Raw genomic sequence first — 16,634 nt, 5'->3', positions numbered from 1 at the left:
GGTGGCCGTCGTCGCCTTCCTCGTGCTGGCGCTGGTCGCCGTGGCGTCCGGCATCGCCGTGTTCACGGTGGACTCGATGGCCCGGGCGACGTTCGCGTTGGCGCTGTCGTTCGTCGCGGTGGGTGGTGAGCTGCTCCTGCTCGACCTGGGCTACCTGGGCGTGGTGACCGTGCTGATGATGGTCATGGAAATGGCGATCATGGCGGTCTTCATGGTCATGTTCATGATGAACCCGGCCGGCCTGATGCCCATGTCGATGCTGCACAACCGCCGGGGCGCGCTGGCGGTCTCGGTCGGTGTCTTCGTCGTGCTGGCCGCCGGCTCGGTGCTCGTGCCGTGGCCGACCCGCCGCGGGGGGCCGCCCGCCGACCCCACCCGGGTCCTGGGTGAGGCGATCATGGGTTCGAAGATGCTCGTCATGATGGCGGTCTCGGCGGTGCTGTTCGCCACCATGGTCGCGGCGCTGGTGCTCGCCACGGCCCGGGGCCGCTACGACCGCGCGGACTCCCCGGAGCTGCCGTGACGCTGCCGATGTTCCTGCTGCTCGCCTCCGCGCTGTTCAGCGTCGGCCTGTACGGCGCGCTCAGCCAACAGGCTGTGGTCATGGTCATGATGGGCCTGGAACTCATGATCAACGGCGTGATCGTGGCCGCTGCGGCTCTGTGGTGGTTCCTGGCTCCGCAGCAACCGGACGGGCAGGTGCTGGTCCTGGTGGTGATCGCCGCGATGACCGTGGAGATGGCGATGGGCTTCGCCGTGGTGACCCTGCTGTTCCGTTCGAGCGACGCCGACATGACCGACATGGCGGGGGAACTGCGGGGATGAGCGCGGCGTTGTGGGCGCTGGTCCTCCTCCCGGCCGTCGCAGGAGGGACGCTGCTGCTGGGTGGACGGCGGGCGGATCGGGCCGCTCCGGCGCTGGGGCTGGCCGTGGCGGCGCTGGTGGCGGCCCTGGCCGTGACGGTGGGCCTGACCCGGCCGGCCGTCGACGCGCCGTTTTTGGCCGGCGCCCGGTGGGGCCTGGCCGTCGACGGGCTCGCCGCGCTCGTCGTACCGGCGGTGGCCGGCGTGGCGCTGCTGGTGCTGGCGTACGCCGCTGTCGAGATCCACCGCGACCGGTCCCGGTTCCACGGGTTGATGCTGGTCTTCCTCACCGCGGTGCTGCTCACCGCCACCGCGACCACGCTGCCGGTGCTGCTGCTGGGCTGGGAGATCATGGGCGCGATGTCGTACGCGCTGATCGCGTACCACTGGCGGCGCGACGACGCCGTCACCGCGGGCGGCACCGCGTTCCTCACCACCCGCGCCGGCGACCTCGGGCTCTACCTGGCCGCCGGGGCCGGACTGGCCGGCGGCACGCTCGACCTGACCGGGCTCGCCGCGCTGCCGCCCGGCTGGCGGGACCTGGCCGCCGCGGGCGTGCTGGCCGCCGGCTTCGGCAAGGCGGCCCAACTGCCGTTCTCGTTCTGGCTGTCCCGGGCCATGCTCGGCCCGAGCCCGGTCAGCGCGCTGCTGCACTCCGCCGCCATGGTGGCGATGGGCGGCTACCTGCTCGTCCGCGCGCACCCGCTGCTCGTGGCGACCGGCTGGGCGGTGGACGTGGCCGCCTGGGGCGGCGCGCTGACCGCCCTGGCGCTGGGCGCGGTCGCCCTCGCCCAGACCGATCTGAAACAGCTGCTGGCCGCCTCCACCAGCGCCCAACTGGGGTACGTCGTGCTGGGCGCCGCCGTCGCGCCGGCCGGCGCCGTTGCGCACCTGATCGGCCACGCGGCCACCAAGGCGCTGCTGTTCCTCGCCGCCGGGGCGTGGCTGACCGCGCTCGGCACCCGGCGGCTGTCCACGCTGCGCGGCGCGGGTCGCCGCTACCCGCTGGTGGGGGCCGTGTTCGCGGTGGGCGCCCTGGCGCTCGCCGGGGTGCCGCCGCTGGCATTGTGGGCCACCAAGGACGAGGTGCTCGCCGGCGCCCGCGAGCGGTCCCCGGCGCTCTACCTGGTCGGCCTGGCCGGCGCGCTGCTCGCGGCCCTCTACGCCGGTCGGGCGCTCGCGGTGGTCCTGCGCCCGGTCCCGCCCGGGGCCGAGTCCGGGTACGACACCGAACGCGACGGCAGCCGCGAGGTGACCGCCGGGCAGTGGGTGCCGCTGGTGCCGCTGGCGGTCGGCGCGGCCGTGCTCGGCGTGCTGGCGCTGCCGCCGCTGTCCCGGGCGGTGGCCGGTGCCGTCGGCGCCGGTGCGGCGCCCCCGGTCCGGGTCGCCGAGCTGGCCCTGTCCGGCCTGCTCGCGGTCGCCGGTGTCGCCCTGGCGGTCGCTGCGCCGGCCCGGCTGCCGGCCCCGGGCTGGGCGCGAGCCTGGTTGGGGCTCGACCGGGCCGCTCGGCTGCTGGTGGTGCGGCCGACGCTGGCGCTGGCCCGAGGGCTGGCCCGGTTCGACGACCGGGTGCTCGACCGGGCCGTGCACGCCGTGCCGCGCGGGGCCCTCGGCGTGTCGCGGGGGCTGGCGAGGTTCGACGACGTGGGGCTCGACCGGTCGGTTCGCGCCGTGCCGGCCCTGACCGTGCGGGCCGCGGACGCCCTGGCCCGGGTGGACGACCACGGGGTGGACGCCCTGGTGCGCCGACTCGCCGGGGCGGCCCGCCGGCTCGGCGCGCTGGCCCGCCGGCCGCAGACCGGCCTGATCCACCAGTACTACGTCCAGGCGGTCCTCGGGCTGGGTGCCGCCGTGCTGATCCTGCTGCTGGCGAGGTGAGTCGTGCTGTCCCTGATCGTCTTCGCGCCGCTGGCGGTGGCCGTGCTCCTGCTGCTCTGGCGTGGCCTACCGGCGCGGGCGGTGTCGTGGCTGTGGATCGCGGTCACCGGCGTCGAGGTCGCGGCGGTGCTGGGCCTGTGGTGGACGTACCCGGGCGAGGGGTTCGCGTACGAGGTGGACCGGCCGTGGGTCCCGGGCGCGGGGGCCAGCTACCACGTCGGGGTGGACGGCCTGTCGCTGCCGCTGCTCGCGCTCACCGCCGTCGTCTTCGCCGCCTGCGCGGTGTACTCGCTGCGCCGCCAGCACCGGCCGCGGCAGTTCGCCGCGCTCTTCCTCGCCCTGCAGACCACCTGCCTCGGGCTGTTCGTCGCGCTCGACCTGATCCTGTTCTTCGTCTTCTTCGACCTGTCCATCGTGGGCATGTACGCGGTGATCGCCGGCTGGGGGCACGGCCCGCAGGCCCGCCGCTCCGCGTTGACGTTCTTCCTCTACACGTTCCTCGGCTCGCTGGCGCTGCTGCTGGGCTTCATCGGCCTCTTCGTCGCCGCCCGGCCGCACACCTTCGACATGGTGGCGCTGACCCGCAACCCGCCGACGCAGGGCGTGGCCGGCGCACTGGTGCTGCTGGCGGTCCTGCTCGGGCTGGCGATCAAGACGCCGACATTCCCGTTCCACACCTGGTTGCCGCCGGCGCACACCGACGCCCCGGCCGCCGGTTCGGCCGTGCTGGCCGGCATCCTGCTCAAGATGGGCACCTACGGGTTCGTCCGGATCGCCATGCCGATGTTGCCCGACGCCTGGCGGCGCTACGCCGGGGTAGTGGTCGTGGTCGGCGTGGTGAGCGTGCTCTACGGGGCGCTGGTGGCCTTGGCCCAGACCAACTTCAAGCGGATGGTCGCGTACACGTCGGTCAACCACATGGGGTACGTGGTGCTGGCCGTCGGTGCGGCCGGTCTGGTGGCCGGTTCGGACGTCGAGGCCCGCGCGGTCGCGGTGACCGGCGCGGTCACCCAGATGGTCAGCCACGGGCTCATCACCTCGGCGTTGTTCCTGCTCGCGGGCGTCCTCTACGACCGCGGCGGCACCTACCGGATGGACGCCTACGGCGGGCTGGCCGGGGACACCCCCCGGTTCGCCGCGCTGACCGCGGTGGCGGCGTTCGCCAGCCTCGGCCTGCCCGGCTTCTCCGGGTTCATCGCCGAGTTCCAGATCTTCGCCGGCGGCCTGGGGTCCGCGCCGGTGGCGGTGGCGATCGCGCTGCCCGGCATCCTGGTCACCGCCGGGCTGTTCCTGTGGGCGCTGCACCGGGTCTTCCTCGGCCCGGCCCGCCACGGCCTGTCGGCGACCGCCGACGTGACCGCCGCCGAGACCGTGGCGGTGCTGCCGCTGTTGGCGCTCGCGCTGCTCCTCGGCGTGTTCCCCCGACTGCTGCTGGACGTGGTGGATCCCGCCGCTCGGGCCGTCACCGATCTGGTGGCCCGGTGAACGAGCGTCCACTCGCCCTGCTGCCGGAGCTGCTCCTGCTGTTCGGCGCGGTCACCACGCTGCTCACCGGGGCGTTCCTGCCCCGGAACCGGCAGTGGGTGGCCCGGCTGGTCGCCGCGGGGGCACTGCTCGCGGCCGTTCTCGCCACCCTGCCCGTCGTGGGCGAGCGGTCCACCGTGTACGCGCACAGCTACGCCCTCGATTCCGCGACCACCGCGGCCCGGCTGTTGATTCCGTTGGCGGGGCTGCTGGTGGTCGGGATCGCCGCCGGCCGGGTCGCCGGCAGCCGGCGGGAGACCGAGTTCTACGTGTTGACGCTGCTCGCCGTGCTCGGCGCGGTGCTGCTCGCCGGCGCGTCGGACCTGCTGCTACTGGCCGTGGCGTACCTGTTGTCGTCGGTGCCGTTGGCCGGGCTGGCCGGTTGGGGCCGCGACCGGCGGGGCGCCGAGGCGGCGCTCAAGGTCTACCTGATGGGCGCGCTGGCCGGGGTCGGCCTGCTGGCCGGCGCGGCGCTGCTGACCGCGCTCGGCGGCGGGGCGAGCGACTACGACCGGCTGGCCGTCGGGCTGGCCGGTCCGCCGTCCGCCGCCGTCGCGGTCGGGGTGGTCGGGGTGCTCGCCGGCCTGCTGTTCAAGATCGGTGCGGTTCCGGGGCACTTCTGGGTGCCCGACGCGGTGCAGGGCGCCTCGATCCCGGCGGGCGCGTTGTTGACCACCGTGCCGAAGCTCGGCGGTCTACTGGCGGCGTACCGGCTGTTCGCCGTGGCGGTGCCCGCCGACGTGGTGGACTGGCCGCTGCTGGTCGCGGTGCTCGCGGCTGTCACGATGACGCTCGGCAACTTCGCCGCGTTCGGTCAGACCGACCCGCGCCGGCTGCTCGCGTACTCCACCGTGGCGCAGGTGGGTTACCTGCTGATGGCCGTCGCGGTCGCCGGCCGCGCCGAGCGTGCGCTGCCCGCCCTGCTGGTCTACCTCACCGGGTACGCGGTGACGAATCTGGGGGCGTTCGCGGTGCTGGCCGCCGAGCCGCACGACACCTTCGACGACTATCGAGGGCTGGCGCGCCGCCGGCCCTGGCTTGCCGCGGCGTTGACGATCTGCCTGCTGGGACTCGTCGGCACGCCGCCGACGGCAGTCTTCGCCGGCAAGCTGACCGTGTTCACCGCCGCCTGGGACGGTGGGCTGGCCTGGCTGGTCGTGGTCGCGGCGGCCAACACCGTGGCCAGTCTCTTCTACTACCTGCGCTGGCTGCTGCCCGCGTACACCCCGGCGGGGCGGTGCACGACCCCTGGCGGCCGGAGCCGCGCCGTGGCGGCTGCGGTGGCGGCCGGGGCGGCGTTGGTAGGTGCGGCGTTGACCATGCCGCTCTTTCAGTTGGTGCCGCAGGTTCCCGCCCACTGATCGGGTGACTGTCCGCTTAACTCGGGCGTGGGCGGGTAGCGGGAGCGCGCACGAGATCCGCGCGGGACCCCGGCGGGTCGGACCGGGATGGGGTGGCGGTGACGGGATTCGCGCTCTACGTCGCCGCACTGGGCGCGGTGGCGGTCCTGGCCGTGCTGTCCAACCGGCTCGCCGACCGGTTGCGGTTGCCCGCGCCAGCGCTGTTCCTGTTCGCCGCCGCGATCGTCTCCGACCTGTTTCCGAAGCTCAACGAACTGTCCCTGTACGCGGTCCGGCATCTGGTCGAGATCGCGCTCGTGCTGGTGCTGTTCAGCGGTGGGATGAGCATGGGCTGGCGGCGGCTTCGGCCGTCGCTCGGGCCGGTCGCGCTGGTGGGCGTGCTCGGTACCCTGCTGACCGCCGGCGCGCTGGCTCTGGTGCTGCGGTGGGTGTTCGGATTCGACTGGCTCGCCGCGCTGCTGGTCGGCACGGCTCTGTCGCCGACCGATCCCGCCGCCGTCTTCTCCGTGCTGGGGCGGCGCACCGTCGTGGGACGCAGCGGCACGATCCTGGAGGGCGAGTCGGGCGCCAACGACCCGGTGGGGATCGCGCTGATGGCGAGCCTGCTCGCCGCCGGGACCGCCGGCGGCTGGTCCGCGGTCGCCTCCGGGGCGGGAGAGTTCGCGCTGCAACTGGTGGTCGGGTCGGTGGTCGGATTGGCCGGCGGCTGGCTCATCCTGCAACTGATGCGTCGGGTGTCCCTGCCGGACGAGAGCCTCTACCCGCTCCAGGTGTTGTTCGCCGCCGTGTCGATCTACGGCGCGGCGACGCTGGCCCGTGGTTCCGGGTTCCTCGCGGTGTTCCTCGCCGGCATCGTCGTCGGCGACGCCCGAGCACCGTTCAAGCGGGAGATCCAGCGGTTCCAGGGCGCGCTGGCCAGCCTTGGCGAGATCCTGGCGTTCGGTCTGCTCGGCCTGATCGTGTCGCTGCGCAGCATGGTGACCGAGCGCGCCTGGCTCACCGGCCTGGCGCTGGCCGTTCTGCTCACGTTCGTGATCCGGCCGATCGTCGTCGGTGGGCTGCTCAGCGCGGTCCGGCTGCGGTGGGGTGAGCGCATCTTCGTGGTCTGGTCCGGCCTGAAGGGCGCGGTGCCGATCCTGCTGGGCACGTTCATCCTCACCGCCGACCTGGAACAGGACCTGCGGTTGTTCGACATCATCTTCGCCGTGGTCGCGTTCTCGATCGTGGTGCAGGGCGGACTGGTTCCCCTGGTGGCCCGGTGGTGCCGGGTTCCGATGCGGACCACCCCGCTGCAGCCGTGGGCGGTCGGCATCCGCGTGCAGGGCGAGCCGGTCGGGCTGCGCCACTACACCGTCGCATCCGGCGCCCCGGCCGACGGGCGGCCGCTGTTCGAACTGAGCCGGGACGAGGGGGTGTGGGTGAGCCTGGTCAGCCGCGACGGCGAGCAGGTCCGGCTCGGTCGGGCGACGGTGCTGCGCGCCGGCGACGAGGTGCTGGTGGCTGGCGGTGAGCAGCCCGCGGCGGAGCGCGTCTTCACCGGTCGGGACGAGTGAACGTTTGGTGGGCGTCTCGCCGGGTAGCCGGCGGCTCTCGGTAAGGGGGTGCGCCATGGACCGCGGCAAGCTCGGTGACGTGGTGGTGGGGGTCGCGGGCGACGTGGCCGGCAGCGTGGTGGACCCGAAGGCGGGCCTGGCGCGATTGCGCTCCGCGCTCACCGCGCGCGGGTTGGTGACGCTGACCGTCGGCGCGCTGCTCGGCTATCTCGCGGCCCGGTCGATGCGGCGGCCCTGAGTCCGGCGGTCGCCGGTGGATGCCGTCGGCGCTCTCGTCGGCCATCCAGGCTGGCTGGTCTGGGTGGCGGTGAAGGCGCTCCTGCTCTACCTGACCGCTGTGCTCGCGATGCGCGTCGGCGGTCGCCGGACGCTTGCCGAACTGTCCGCGTACGACTTCGTGGCCGCCGTCGCGGTGGGCGCGATCGTCGGGCGGCTGCCCAGCGCCCCGGACGCGAGCTACCTCTCCGGCGCGGTGACCCTGGTGTCCATCCTGGCCGCCCACGCGCTGATCACCTGGGTACGGCTGCGGCCCGCCGGCCGCCGGCTGATCGAGAAGGGGCCGGTGGTGGTGGTCGCTCACGGCCGGGCGCTCACCGGCAACCTGCACCGTGCCGGGATGACGCGCGCCGACCTCGATGCCCTGCTCCGGGAGCACGGGGTGGGCGAGGTCGACGCCGTGCATCTCGCCGTGCTGGAGGGGCGGGGACAGCTGTCGGTGCTGCCCCGGCACGAAGGGCGCCGATGACCATGGCCCGAAACCGGTGGCCCTGGTGGGTTTGCGGTCCGGAAGGCCGGGTAGCCGCCGCCCCGTCCGCCCTGGTCCGCGGTGTCCGGTGGGACAGGTCAGATCCGCTCACGCGGACGGGTGAACCCCCGGAAAGAGGAGGACGACGTGCAGGAGATCGTGGGCGAGAGCCTGGCCCGACGCTTGGTGGAGTGGGGGGTCGACACCGTGTTCGGCCTGCCCGGTGACGGCATCAACGGCTTGATGGAGGGGTTTCGCCGGCAGCGGGAGAAGCTGCGGTTCGTGCTGGTGCACCACGAGGAGGCGGCGGCGTTCATGGCCACCGGCTACGCCAAGGCCACCGGCCGGCTGGGGGTCTGCTGCGCCACGTCGGGGCCGGGGGCGATCCACCTGCTCAACGGGCTCTACGACGCCAAGCTCGACCACGTGCCGGTGCTGGCGATCACCGGAATGCAGGAGACGTCGGTGCTGGGTTCGCACTACCAGCAGGAGGTGCACACCACGCAGCTCTACCAGGACGTCGCCTCCTACAACCTGATGGTCACCAATCCGCAGCAGATGCCGGCGGTGGTGGATCTGGCGATCCGGGACGCGCTGAGCAAGCGGACCGTGGCGCACCTGACCTTCCCCAACGACGTGCAGGTGGCCCCGGCCTCCGACGACCCGTACCGGCACGTGAGCCCGGGCAAGCCGCCGATGAGCGCGGCCACCGTGTCGTACCCCCAACTGCCCGCTGACCCGGGGGAGCTGGCGAAGGCGGCCGAGGTGCTCAAGGCCGGCCGGAAGGTGGCCATGCTGGTCGGCGTGGGCGCCCGAGGTGCCCGCGAGGAGGTGCTGGCGGTGGCCGAGGCCCTGGGCAGTCCGATCGTCAAGACGCTGCCCGGCAAGCTGGTGGTGCCCGACGACCATCCGCTGACCACGGGCGGGCTCGGCCTGCTCGGCACCGCGCCGAGCGAGGAGCTGATGGAGGAGTGCGACACCCTGCTGATGGTGGGCACCTCCTTCCCCTACGGGAAGTACCTTCCCGCGCCGGGGCAGGCGAAGGTCGTGCAGATCGACGTCGACCCGAGCCTGATCGGCATGCGGTTGCCGGTCGAGGCGCCGGTCTGCGCGGACGCCCGGCTGGCGCTGCGGGACCTGCTGCCGCTGCTCGGCCACACTCCGGACCGCGCGTTTCTGGAGAAGTACCAGGGCAAGATGCGTGACTGGCGCGGGGAGATGGCCAGCCTGGTGGACCCGCAGCGCTCGCCGATCGCGCCGCAGTACCTGATGGGCTGCATCGACGACGCCGCCGCCGACGACGCCATCCTGACCTGCGACTCGGGCACCATCGCCACCTGGTCCGCCCGGCACTGGACGATTCGTGGCGACCGCGAGTTCTACCTGTCGGGCAACCTGGCCACCATGGCGCCCGGCCTGCCGTACGCGATCGCCATACAGCACGCCTACCCGGGCCGGCAGGTGATCGCGTTCGTCGGCGATGGCGGTTTCGCCATGCTGATGGCCGAGTTCCTCACCGCGGTGCGGCACGACCTGCCGATCAAGGTGGTCATCAACAACAACAACTCGTACGGGCAGATCCTCTGGGAGCAGATCATCCTCGGCTACCCCGAGTACGCGGTACGGCACCGCCAGCCGGAGGCGGACTTCTCCACCTGGGCGCGCGGCTGCGGCGCGTTCGGGGTGAAGGTGACCGACGCGAAGGCCCTGCCGGGCGCGATCCGGGAGGCCCTCGCGCACCCCGGCCCGGCGCTTGTGGACTGCGACGTCAACCCGAACGAACCCCCCATGCCCGGCAAGATCAAATATGACCAGGCGAAACACTTCACCGAGGCGTTCCTGCGCGGTCAACCGCACAAGGTCGCCACCGTGGCGTCCGTCGCCCGCGACAAGATCAACGAGCTGCGCTCATGACCGAGGTGCTTCCCGACCCGGTCCTGCGCCCACCCGGGCCCGCCCACGACGTCGACCTGGCCACGCTCGCCGCCGACCTGCGGGCCGAGGTCGACGGCGAGATCCGCTTCGACGCCGGCTCCCGCGCCGCCTACTCCACCGACGCCTCCAATTACCGCCAGGTGCCACTGGGGGTGGTGGTGCCCCGCACCGTGGAGGCCGCGGTGGCCGCGGTGGCCGTCTGCCGCCGCCACGGCGCGCCGCTGACCTCGCGTGGCGGCGGCACCAGCCTGGCCGGCGAGTGCACCAACACCGCCGTGATCCTCGACTGGTCCAAGTACTGCCACCGCCTGCTGGAGGTCGACGAGCGGGCCCGCACCTGCCTGGTCGAACCCGGCATCGTGCTCGACGAGCTGAACGCCCAGTTGGCGCCGACCGGGCTGGAGTACGGGCCCCGGCCGGCCACGCACAACCACTGCACGCTCGGCGGCATGATCGGCAACAACTCCTGCGGCGCCACCGCGCAACGCGCCGGCAAGGTGGTCGACAACATCGTCGAGCTGGAGGTACTGCTGTACGACGGCACCCGCCTGTGGGTGGGGGAAACCAGCGACGAGGAGTACGCCAGTATCCAGCGCGACGGCGGCCGCCGGGCCGAAATCTACCGGCGGCTGCGGGCGTTGCGCGACGAGTACCTGGCCGACATCCGTACCCGCTACCCGCACATCCCCCGCCGGGTCTCCGGCTACAACCTGGACAGCCTGCTGCCGGAGAAGAACTTCCACGTCGCCCAGGCTCTGGTCGGTTCCGAGGGCACCCTGGTCACCGTGCTGCGGGCCCGACTGAAACTGGTCCCGCGGGTCAAGGCCGACACGCTGGTGTTCCTCAGCTACCCGGACATCGCGTCGGCCGGTGACGACGTGCCGCGGATCCTGGAGCACCAGCCGATCGCGCTGGAGGGCATCGACGACAAGCTCATCAGCTTCGAGCGGCGCAAGAGCCTGCACCCGCACGCGCTGCACGAGCTGCCCGAGGGCGGCGCCTGGCTGATGGTGCAGCTCGGCGGCGACACATCCGAACAGGCCCGGGCCGCCGCCGGCCGGCTGATCGACGCGGTGCGCCGCGACGGCGGTCCCCGCGTGCACGAGTTCGCCGACCCGGCCGACGACAAGCGGATGTGGGGGGTCCGGGAGTCCGCGCTCGGCGCCACCGCCCACGTGCCCGACGCGGACAACACCTGGCCCGGCTGGGAGGACTCGGCGGTCGCCCCGGACCGGCTCGGGGACTACCTGCGCGACCTGCAGGCGCTCTACCGCGAGTACGGCTACCAGCAGGCCTCGCTGTACGGGCACTTCGGGCAGGGCTGTGTGCACACCCGGATCCCGTTCCAACTGCGCACCGCCGACGGCGTGCGCGACTTCCGCTCCTTCGTCGAGCGTGCCGCCGACCTCGTGGTGTCCTACGGCGGGTCGTTCTCCGGCGAACACGGCGACGGCCAGGCCCGCGGCGAGCTGCTGCCCAAGATGTACGGCGAGCGACTGATTCGGGCGTTCGGCCAGTTCAAAGCGATCTTCGACCCGGACGACCGGATGAACCCGGGCAAGGTCATGCCGCCCTACCCCCTCGACAGTCACCTGCGCCTCGGTGTCGACTACGACCACGGCGGTGTGCGGACCACCTTCGCCTATCCGGACGACCGTGGCAGCTTCGGCGACGCGGTGTTGCGGTGCGTGGGTGTCGGCAAGTGCCGTCGGCACTCCGGCGGGGTGATGTGCCCGTCCTACATGGTGACCCGGGAGGAGGAGCACTCGACCCGGGGCCGCTCCCGGCTGCTGTTCGAGATGCTCGACGGCGCGGCCCGGGGTGGCACCATCGCCGACGGCTGGCGCTCCGACGCGGTCCGCGACGCGCTCGATCTCTGCCTGGCCTGCAAGGGCTGCAAGGCGGACTGCCCGGTCAACGTGGACATGGCCACGTACAAGGCCGAGTTCCTGTCGCACCACTACGCGGGCCGGCTGCGCCCCCGCGCGCACTACTCGATGGGCTGGCTGCCGCTGGTGGCCGTCGTCGCCGCCCGGCTGCCCCGCGCCGTCAACGCGCTCGCGCACGCACCGGGCCTCAGTCGCCTGGCCAAGGTCGTCGGCGGGATCGACAGACGCCGGGACATCCCGCTGTTCGCGCCGGAGTCGTTCCAGCACTGGTTCGCCCGTCGTACCCCGACCGGCGACGGCGCCCGGGGCGAGGTTGTGCTCTGGCCGGACACCTTCAGCAACCACTTCCACCCGGGCGTGGCCCGCGCCGCCGTCGAGGTGCTGGAGGCCGCCGGCTGGCGGGTACGGGTACCGGAGCGCCCGGTGTGCTGCGGTCTGACCTGGATCTCCACCGGCCAGCTCGACGTCGCCAAGCGGGTGCTGCGCCGTACGGTGGACGTGCTGCGGCCGTACCTGCGCGCCGGTACCCGGGTGGTGGGGCTGGAGCCGAGTTGCGCGGCGGTGTTCCGCAGCGACGCGCACGAGCTGTTCCCGGCTGACGACGACGTGACCCGGCTGCGGGAGCAGACCGTCACGCTCGCGGAGCTGCTGCACGACCACAGCCCCGGTTGGCAGCCGCCCCGCCTGGACGCGCATGCCCTGATCCAGACCCACTGCCACCACCACGCGATCCTCGGCACCGCCGCCGATCAGGCTGTGCTCTCCGCGGCCGGCGTCGACGCCAATTTTCTGGACTCCGGCTGCTGCGGTCTGGCCGGCAACTTCGGCTTCGAGCAGGGCCACCACGAGGTGTCCGAGGCGTGCGCGGAGCGGGTCCTGCTGCCCGCCGTGCGGGACGCCGCCGACACGGACGTGATCCTCGCCGACGGGTTCAGCTGTCGTACCCAGGTCGAGCAGGGTGCCGCCGACGGTCGTTCCGCGCTGCACCTGGCCGAACTGCTGCGCGCGGCGATGTACAACGACACCGTTCCCCGGCGGCCGGAACAGAGCTGGGGGGACCGGCCCCGGTCGCCCGGCCCGATGACCCGTTGGGCGACGGTCAGCCTGGTCGCCGCCCTGGGGCTGGCCGCGGTCACCGCGCTGGCCCGGCGGTGGGCGCGGTGACCGGCGTCGGCGTCACCGCCGAGGCGTACCGGATCCCCACCGACGCCCCGGAGGGCGATGGCACCCTCGCCTGGACCGCTACCACGCTGGTGCTGGTCCGGGCGCGTGCCGACGGGCACACCGGGATCGGCTGGACCTACGGCCCGACCGCCGTCGTCGCCGTGGTGGCGGACCTGCTCGCGCCGGTGCTTGCCGACCTCGACCCGGACGACGTGCCGGCGGCCTGGGACCGGATGCGACGGCGGCTGCGCAACGCCGGCCGCCCCGGCATCGCCGGGCTCGCCCTGTCGGCCGCCGACTGCGCGCTGTGGGACCTGAAGGCACGCCGGCACAACCTGCCGCTGACCCGGTTGCTCGGCGTCGCCCGCCGGGAGGTGCCGGTCTACGGCAGCGGCGGCTTCACCACCTATGACGGCCAGCGGCAGCACCGGCAGCTCAGCGGCTGGGTGCACGAACAGGGCATCCCCCGCGTGAAGATCAAGATTGGGGAGTCCTGCGGCACGGCGGTGGAGCGCGATCTGGAGCGGATGAGGCAGGCGCGTCGCACGATCGGCGACGACACGCAGCTGTTCGTCGACGCCAACGGCGCGTACCAACGCAAGCAGGCGGTCCGCGTCGCGCACGCCGCCGCGGACCTGGACGTGCGCTGGTACGAGGAGCCGGTCAGCTCCGACGACCTGCCCGGCCTCGCCCTCGTCCGCGACCGGGTCGCGGCCGACGTGACGGCGGGGGAGTACGGCTTCGACCTGGTCTACTTCCACCGGATGGCCCCGTACGTCGACTGTCTCCAGATCGACGTCACGCGGTGCGGCGGGATCAGCGAGTTCCTCCGCGCGGCGGCGGTGGCGGACGCCGCCGGGATCCAGGTGTCCGGGCACTGCGCACCGCATCAGCACCTCGCCGTCGCCGCTGCCACGCCGAACCTGCGGCACCTGGAGTGGTTCCACGACCACGTCCGCATCGAGGCGATGCTCTTCGACGGGGCACGGTCGGCCACCGGCGGCGCGGTGCAGGTGCAGAACGACCAGCCCGGCAACGGGCTGGAGTTCCGCGCCGAGCAGGCCCAGCAGTTCCGGGTGGCCTGACATGGGATGCCGATCCCCGGGACGAACTCTGCGACGCGCGGCACTCACCGGCCGCGTGGCCTGGGGCAGCCTGCTGCTGCTCGCCCCCGGCGCGCTGCTGCGGCCGGTCGGACCGCCGACCCCCACCGCCGTGGCGACGCTTCGGGTGCTCGGCGCCCGACACCTGGCGCAGGCCGCCCTCACCCTGCGGTGGCCCGCATCGGGAGTGCTCGTGGCGGGCGCGGCGGTCGATGGCCTGCACACGCTCACCGCGCTCGGTCTCGCCGCCGCCGACCGGCGGCAGCGGCACGCCGCGCTGGCCGACGCGGCCGTCGCTGCCGTCTGGGCGGTGCTGGGCGCGACCACGGGACGACACGAGGAGGATTCGTGAAGGTCGATGAACTGCACCAGCCGACCGGCCGGGTGCTGGTCGTCGTCTGTGACAAGGGCGACGAGCCGGTGACCGCTATCGGCGACGCGCTGCGTCGCCACGACCTGCGTGCCGGCCGGGTGACCGCCGTGGGTGGATTCCGCGAGGCCGACGTCGGTTGGTTCGACCGGGACAAGGGCGACTACCGGCACATCCCGGTCCGCGAGCAGGTCGAGGTGTTGTCGCTGGTCGGAGACGTGGCCGCACGCGACGGCGAGCCGGCCCTGCACGTGCACGCGGTGCTCGGCCGCTCGGACGGCAGCACGGTGGGCGGCCATCTGCTCTCGGCCCGGGTGTGGCCGACGCTTGAGGTGATCGTCACCGAGGTCGCACCCGAGCTGGCCAAGCGCGTCGACCCGGAGACCGGGCTGGCGCTCATCGCCGGCCCCGGTCGGTAGACCGGTCAGCGGCAGGGGTCGACCTGGCCGAGCGTCACCGCGGTCTCCAACATCAGCGCGTGCACGAATCCCTGGGGCGCGTTGCCGCGGAGCTGGCGTTGCCGTACGTCGTACTCCTCGGTGTAGAGGCCCGGTGGGCCGCAGGCGGCCCGGCTGCGTTCGAACCACCGGTTGGCACCGACCTCGTCCCCGGCCTGCCACGCGGACAGCGCGGCGGCGAACCCGCACAACAGGAACGCGCCCTCGGCGTCGCCGAGGGGTCGCCGGTCCGGACGGAACCGGTAGAGATAGCCGTCCTGGGCGAGGTCGGCGACGACCGCCTGGCGGGTCCGTTCGGTGCGTGGGTCCTGCGGCGGAAGCGCGCCCCGGATGCCGGGCAGCAGCAGCGCGGCGTCGACCCGGTCGTCGTCGTACGCGCGACGCCAGTGCCCGTCCGCCGTCAACCCGTGCGCGGCGGCGTCGGCCAGGATCCGGTCCGCCAGCGCCGACCAGCGCGCGGACGGGCGGGCCGTCGTGGTACGTGCCGCCGCCCGCAGTCCCGCCACACACGTCAGCTTCGAGTGCGTCCACTGCCGGGGCGGCAGCTCCCAGATCCCGGCGTCCGGTTGCGCCCAGCGCCGCTCGATCACCTCGGCGGCAATCCGCATCGCGTGCCGGCCGTCGCTGTCGAGCCGGTCGTGGCGCTGCGCGGCGGCCAACACCAGCAGCACCTCGCCGAACGCGTCGAGCTGGAACTGGCCGCGTACCCAGTTGCCGATGCGGGCCCCCGCGCCCGGATACCCGGGCAGGCCGGTCAGCGGCTGCTCCCGCGGCACCGGATCCCCGCCGACCGTGTACGCCGGCGCGAGCCCGTCCCCGTCGGCCAGTACCCGAGCGGTCAGGAACGCGACGGCGTCGTCGAGCAAGTCGTACCGCCCGACCAGCGCGGCAGCCTGGCCCGCGAAGGACTGGTCCCGGATCCATGCGTACCGGTAGTCGTAGTTGCGCCCCGCCATCGCCCGCTCCGGCAGGGCGGTGGTGGCGGCGGCGACCATGCCACCACCCGGGCGGGTCATCCCGCGCAGGACCGCGTAGGCCAGCGTGGCGTCCCGGGCGGCCGGACCGGCCAGCGGCGGGACCACCGACGCCCAGTGGTGCTCGGTGGTGCGCCACAACTCTCCCGGGGGTTCGCACGGCTGGCCGAGCGGACCGGCGGCCAACTCCAGCACCACGTCGTGCCGGCCGCCCGCCGGGATCGTCAGCTCGCCGGCCAGGAAGCCCTGCGGGTCCCGGCCCAGCTCGCCGCCGCCCTGCACGCGCAGGTGCAGTCCACCGGTACGGGCCAGCCAGCGTTCGCCGTCGCGGGTGACCTCGCGCACCGGTTCCCGGCCGAAGTCGGCACGCGGGTTCAGCACCATCCGTACCCGCGCCGGCTGTTGCAGCGCGCGGACCTGGCGCAGCAGCACCAGCCGGCCGGCCTCGCCGGGAAAGGCCAGCGCGTCCCGGGACTCGACGATCCCGTCGCCGGTGACCCACCGGCTGCGCCAGATCAGAGAGCCGGGCTCATAGTGCCCTCCCCAGACGAACCGGTCGGCCGCCGGCGCCACCAGGAACCTGCCCGCCCCGCCGAGCAGAGCGCTGAACACCGCCGGATCGGACCAGCCGGGCGCGCACAGCCAGGCGACGTCCCCGCCGGGGCCGACGAGCGCGCCCCGGTGCCCGTCGGCGAGCAGCGCGTAGTCCCGCAGCACCGCGGGCGTGGTGCCGGCGGCCTGGTCCGCGTCCGCTGCGGCCATGGCTGTCGCCCCTTTCCTCGGCGTCCGTGGCGTGCGGTACCCGTCCGACCCGACC

General features: G+C 73.5%; 14 protein-coding genes. 13 read left to right on the top strand and 1 reads right to left on the bottom strand.

What is annotated here, in order from left to right; all coding sequences use genetic code 11:
• The first annotated feature begins 1 nt into the window (after nt 1).
• The 13 genes from ACN263_RS19100 (at nt 2) to ACN263_RS19040 (ending at nt 14,804) form a co-directional block, all read left to right on the top strand.
• Nucleotides 2-523 carry an NADH-quinone oxidoreductase subunit J gene (locus ACN263_RS19100; protein ID WP_422735752.1) on the top strand — a complete coding sequence of 174 codons (522 nt, stop codon included), beginning with the start codon at nt 2-4 and terminating at the stop codon, nt 521-523.
• 8 nt (nt 524-531) lie between these two features.
• A complete protein-coding gene (locus ACN263_RS19095) occupies nt 532-825 on the top strand; it encodes an NADH-quinone oxidoreductase subunit NuoK (RefSeq protein ID WP_422740742.1) in 294 nt (97 codons plus the stop codon).
• Nucleotides 822-2,741, top strand: coding sequence for a proton-conducting transporter membrane subunit (locus tag ACN263_RS19090; RefSeq protein WP_422735751.1), 1,920 nt, complete (start codon nt 822-824; stop codon nt 2,739-2,741). The genes ACN263_RS19095 and ACN263_RS19090 overlap by 4 nt, the downstream gene beginning before the upstream one ends.
• 3 nt (nt 2,742-2,744) lie before the next feature.
• Entirely contained in the window at nt 2,745-4,226 is a 1,482-nt protein-coding gene (locus ACN263_RS19085) for a complex I subunit 4 family protein (protein WP_422735750.1), read from the top strand.
• A complete protein-coding gene (locus ACN263_RS19080; RefSeq protein WP_422735749.1) occupies nt 4,223-5,626 on the top strand; it encodes an NADH-quinone oxidoreductase subunit N in 1,404 nt (467 codons plus the stop codon). The genes ACN263_RS19085 and ACN263_RS19080 overlap by 4 nt, the downstream gene beginning before the upstream one ends.
• A 98-nt stretch (nt 5,627-5,724) precedes the next feature.
• The gene (locus ACN263_RS19075) at nt 5,725-7,179 is read left to right on the top strand and encodes a potassium/proton antiporter (protein ID WP_422735748.1); all 1,455 of its coding nucleotides are present in this window, start codon (nt 5,725-5,727) and stop codon (nt 7,177-7,179) included.
• Nucleotides 7,180-7,234: 55 nt separating this feature from the next.
• The gene (locus ACN263_RS19070; protein ID WP_422735747.1) at nt 7,235-7,417 is read left to right on the top strand and encodes a hypothetical protein; all 183 of its coding nucleotides are present in this window, start codon (nt 7,235-7,237) and stop codon (nt 7,415-7,417) included.
• 15 nt (nt 7,418-7,432) lie between these two features.
• Complete coding sequence (locus ACN263_RS19065; protein ID WP_422735746.1) at nt 7,433-7,924, top strand: DUF421 domain-containing protein; 492 nt, start codon at nt 7,433-7,435, stop codon at nt 7,922-7,924.
• Between the two features lie 147 nt (nt 7,925-8,071).
• On the top strand, nt 8,072-9,838 hold the full coding sequence (locus ACN263_RS19060; protein ID WP_422735745.1) for a thiamine pyrophosphate-dependent enzyme: 1,767 nt from the start codon (nt 8,072-8,074) through the stop codon (nt 9,836-9,838).
• Nucleotides 9,835-12,912, top strand: coding sequence for an FAD-binding and (Fe-S)-binding domain-containing protein (locus ACN263_RS19055; protein ID WP_422735744.1), 3,078 nt, complete (start codon nt 9,835-9,837; stop codon nt 12,910-12,912). The genes ACN263_RS19060 and ACN263_RS19055 overlap by 4 nt, the downstream gene beginning before the upstream one ends.
• Nucleotides 12,909-13,997: an enolase C-terminal domain-like protein gene (locus tag ACN263_RS19050; RefSeq protein ID WP_422735743.1), complete on the top strand. Its 1,089-nt coding sequence runs from the start codon at nt 12,909-12,911 to the stop codon at nt 13,995-13,997. The genes ACN263_RS19055 and ACN263_RS19050 overlap by 4 nt, the downstream gene beginning before the upstream one ends.
• 55 nt (nt 13,998-14,052) lie before the next feature.
• A complete protein-coding gene (locus ACN263_RS19045) occupies nt 14,053-14,367 on the top strand; it encodes a hypothetical protein (RefSeq protein WP_422735742.1) in 315 nt (104 codons plus the stop codon).
• Nucleotides 14,364-14,804 (top strand): PPC domain-containing DNA-binding protein, encoded by a 441-nt coding sequence (locus tag ACN263_RS19040; protein WP_422735741.1) that lies wholly within the window; start codon nt 14,364-14,366, stop codon nt 14,802-14,804. Before ACN263_RS19045 ends, ACN263_RS19040 begins: the two co-directional genes overlap by 4 nt.
• Before the next feature lie 5 nt (nt 14,805-14,809).
• Here ACN263_RS19040 and ACN263_RS19035 read toward each other — a convergent pair whose 3' ends face one another.
• On the bottom strand, nt 14,810-16,579 hold the full coding sequence (locus tag ACN263_RS19035) for a glycoside hydrolase family 15 protein (protein WP_422735740.1): 1,770 nt from the start codon (nt 16,577-16,579) through the stop codon (nt 14,810-14,812).
• Nucleotides 16,580-16,634: the final 55 nt, after the last annotated feature.

The sequence above is a fragment of the Micromonospora sp. WMMD729 genome (genome assembly GCF_049315225.1).
GTDB lineage: Bacteria > Actinomycetota > Actinomycetes > Mycobacteriales > Micromonosporaceae > Micromonospora.
The sequence above is the reverse complement of the archived record's forward strand: the minus strand, read 5'-3'. Positions and strand labels throughout refer to the sequence as shown.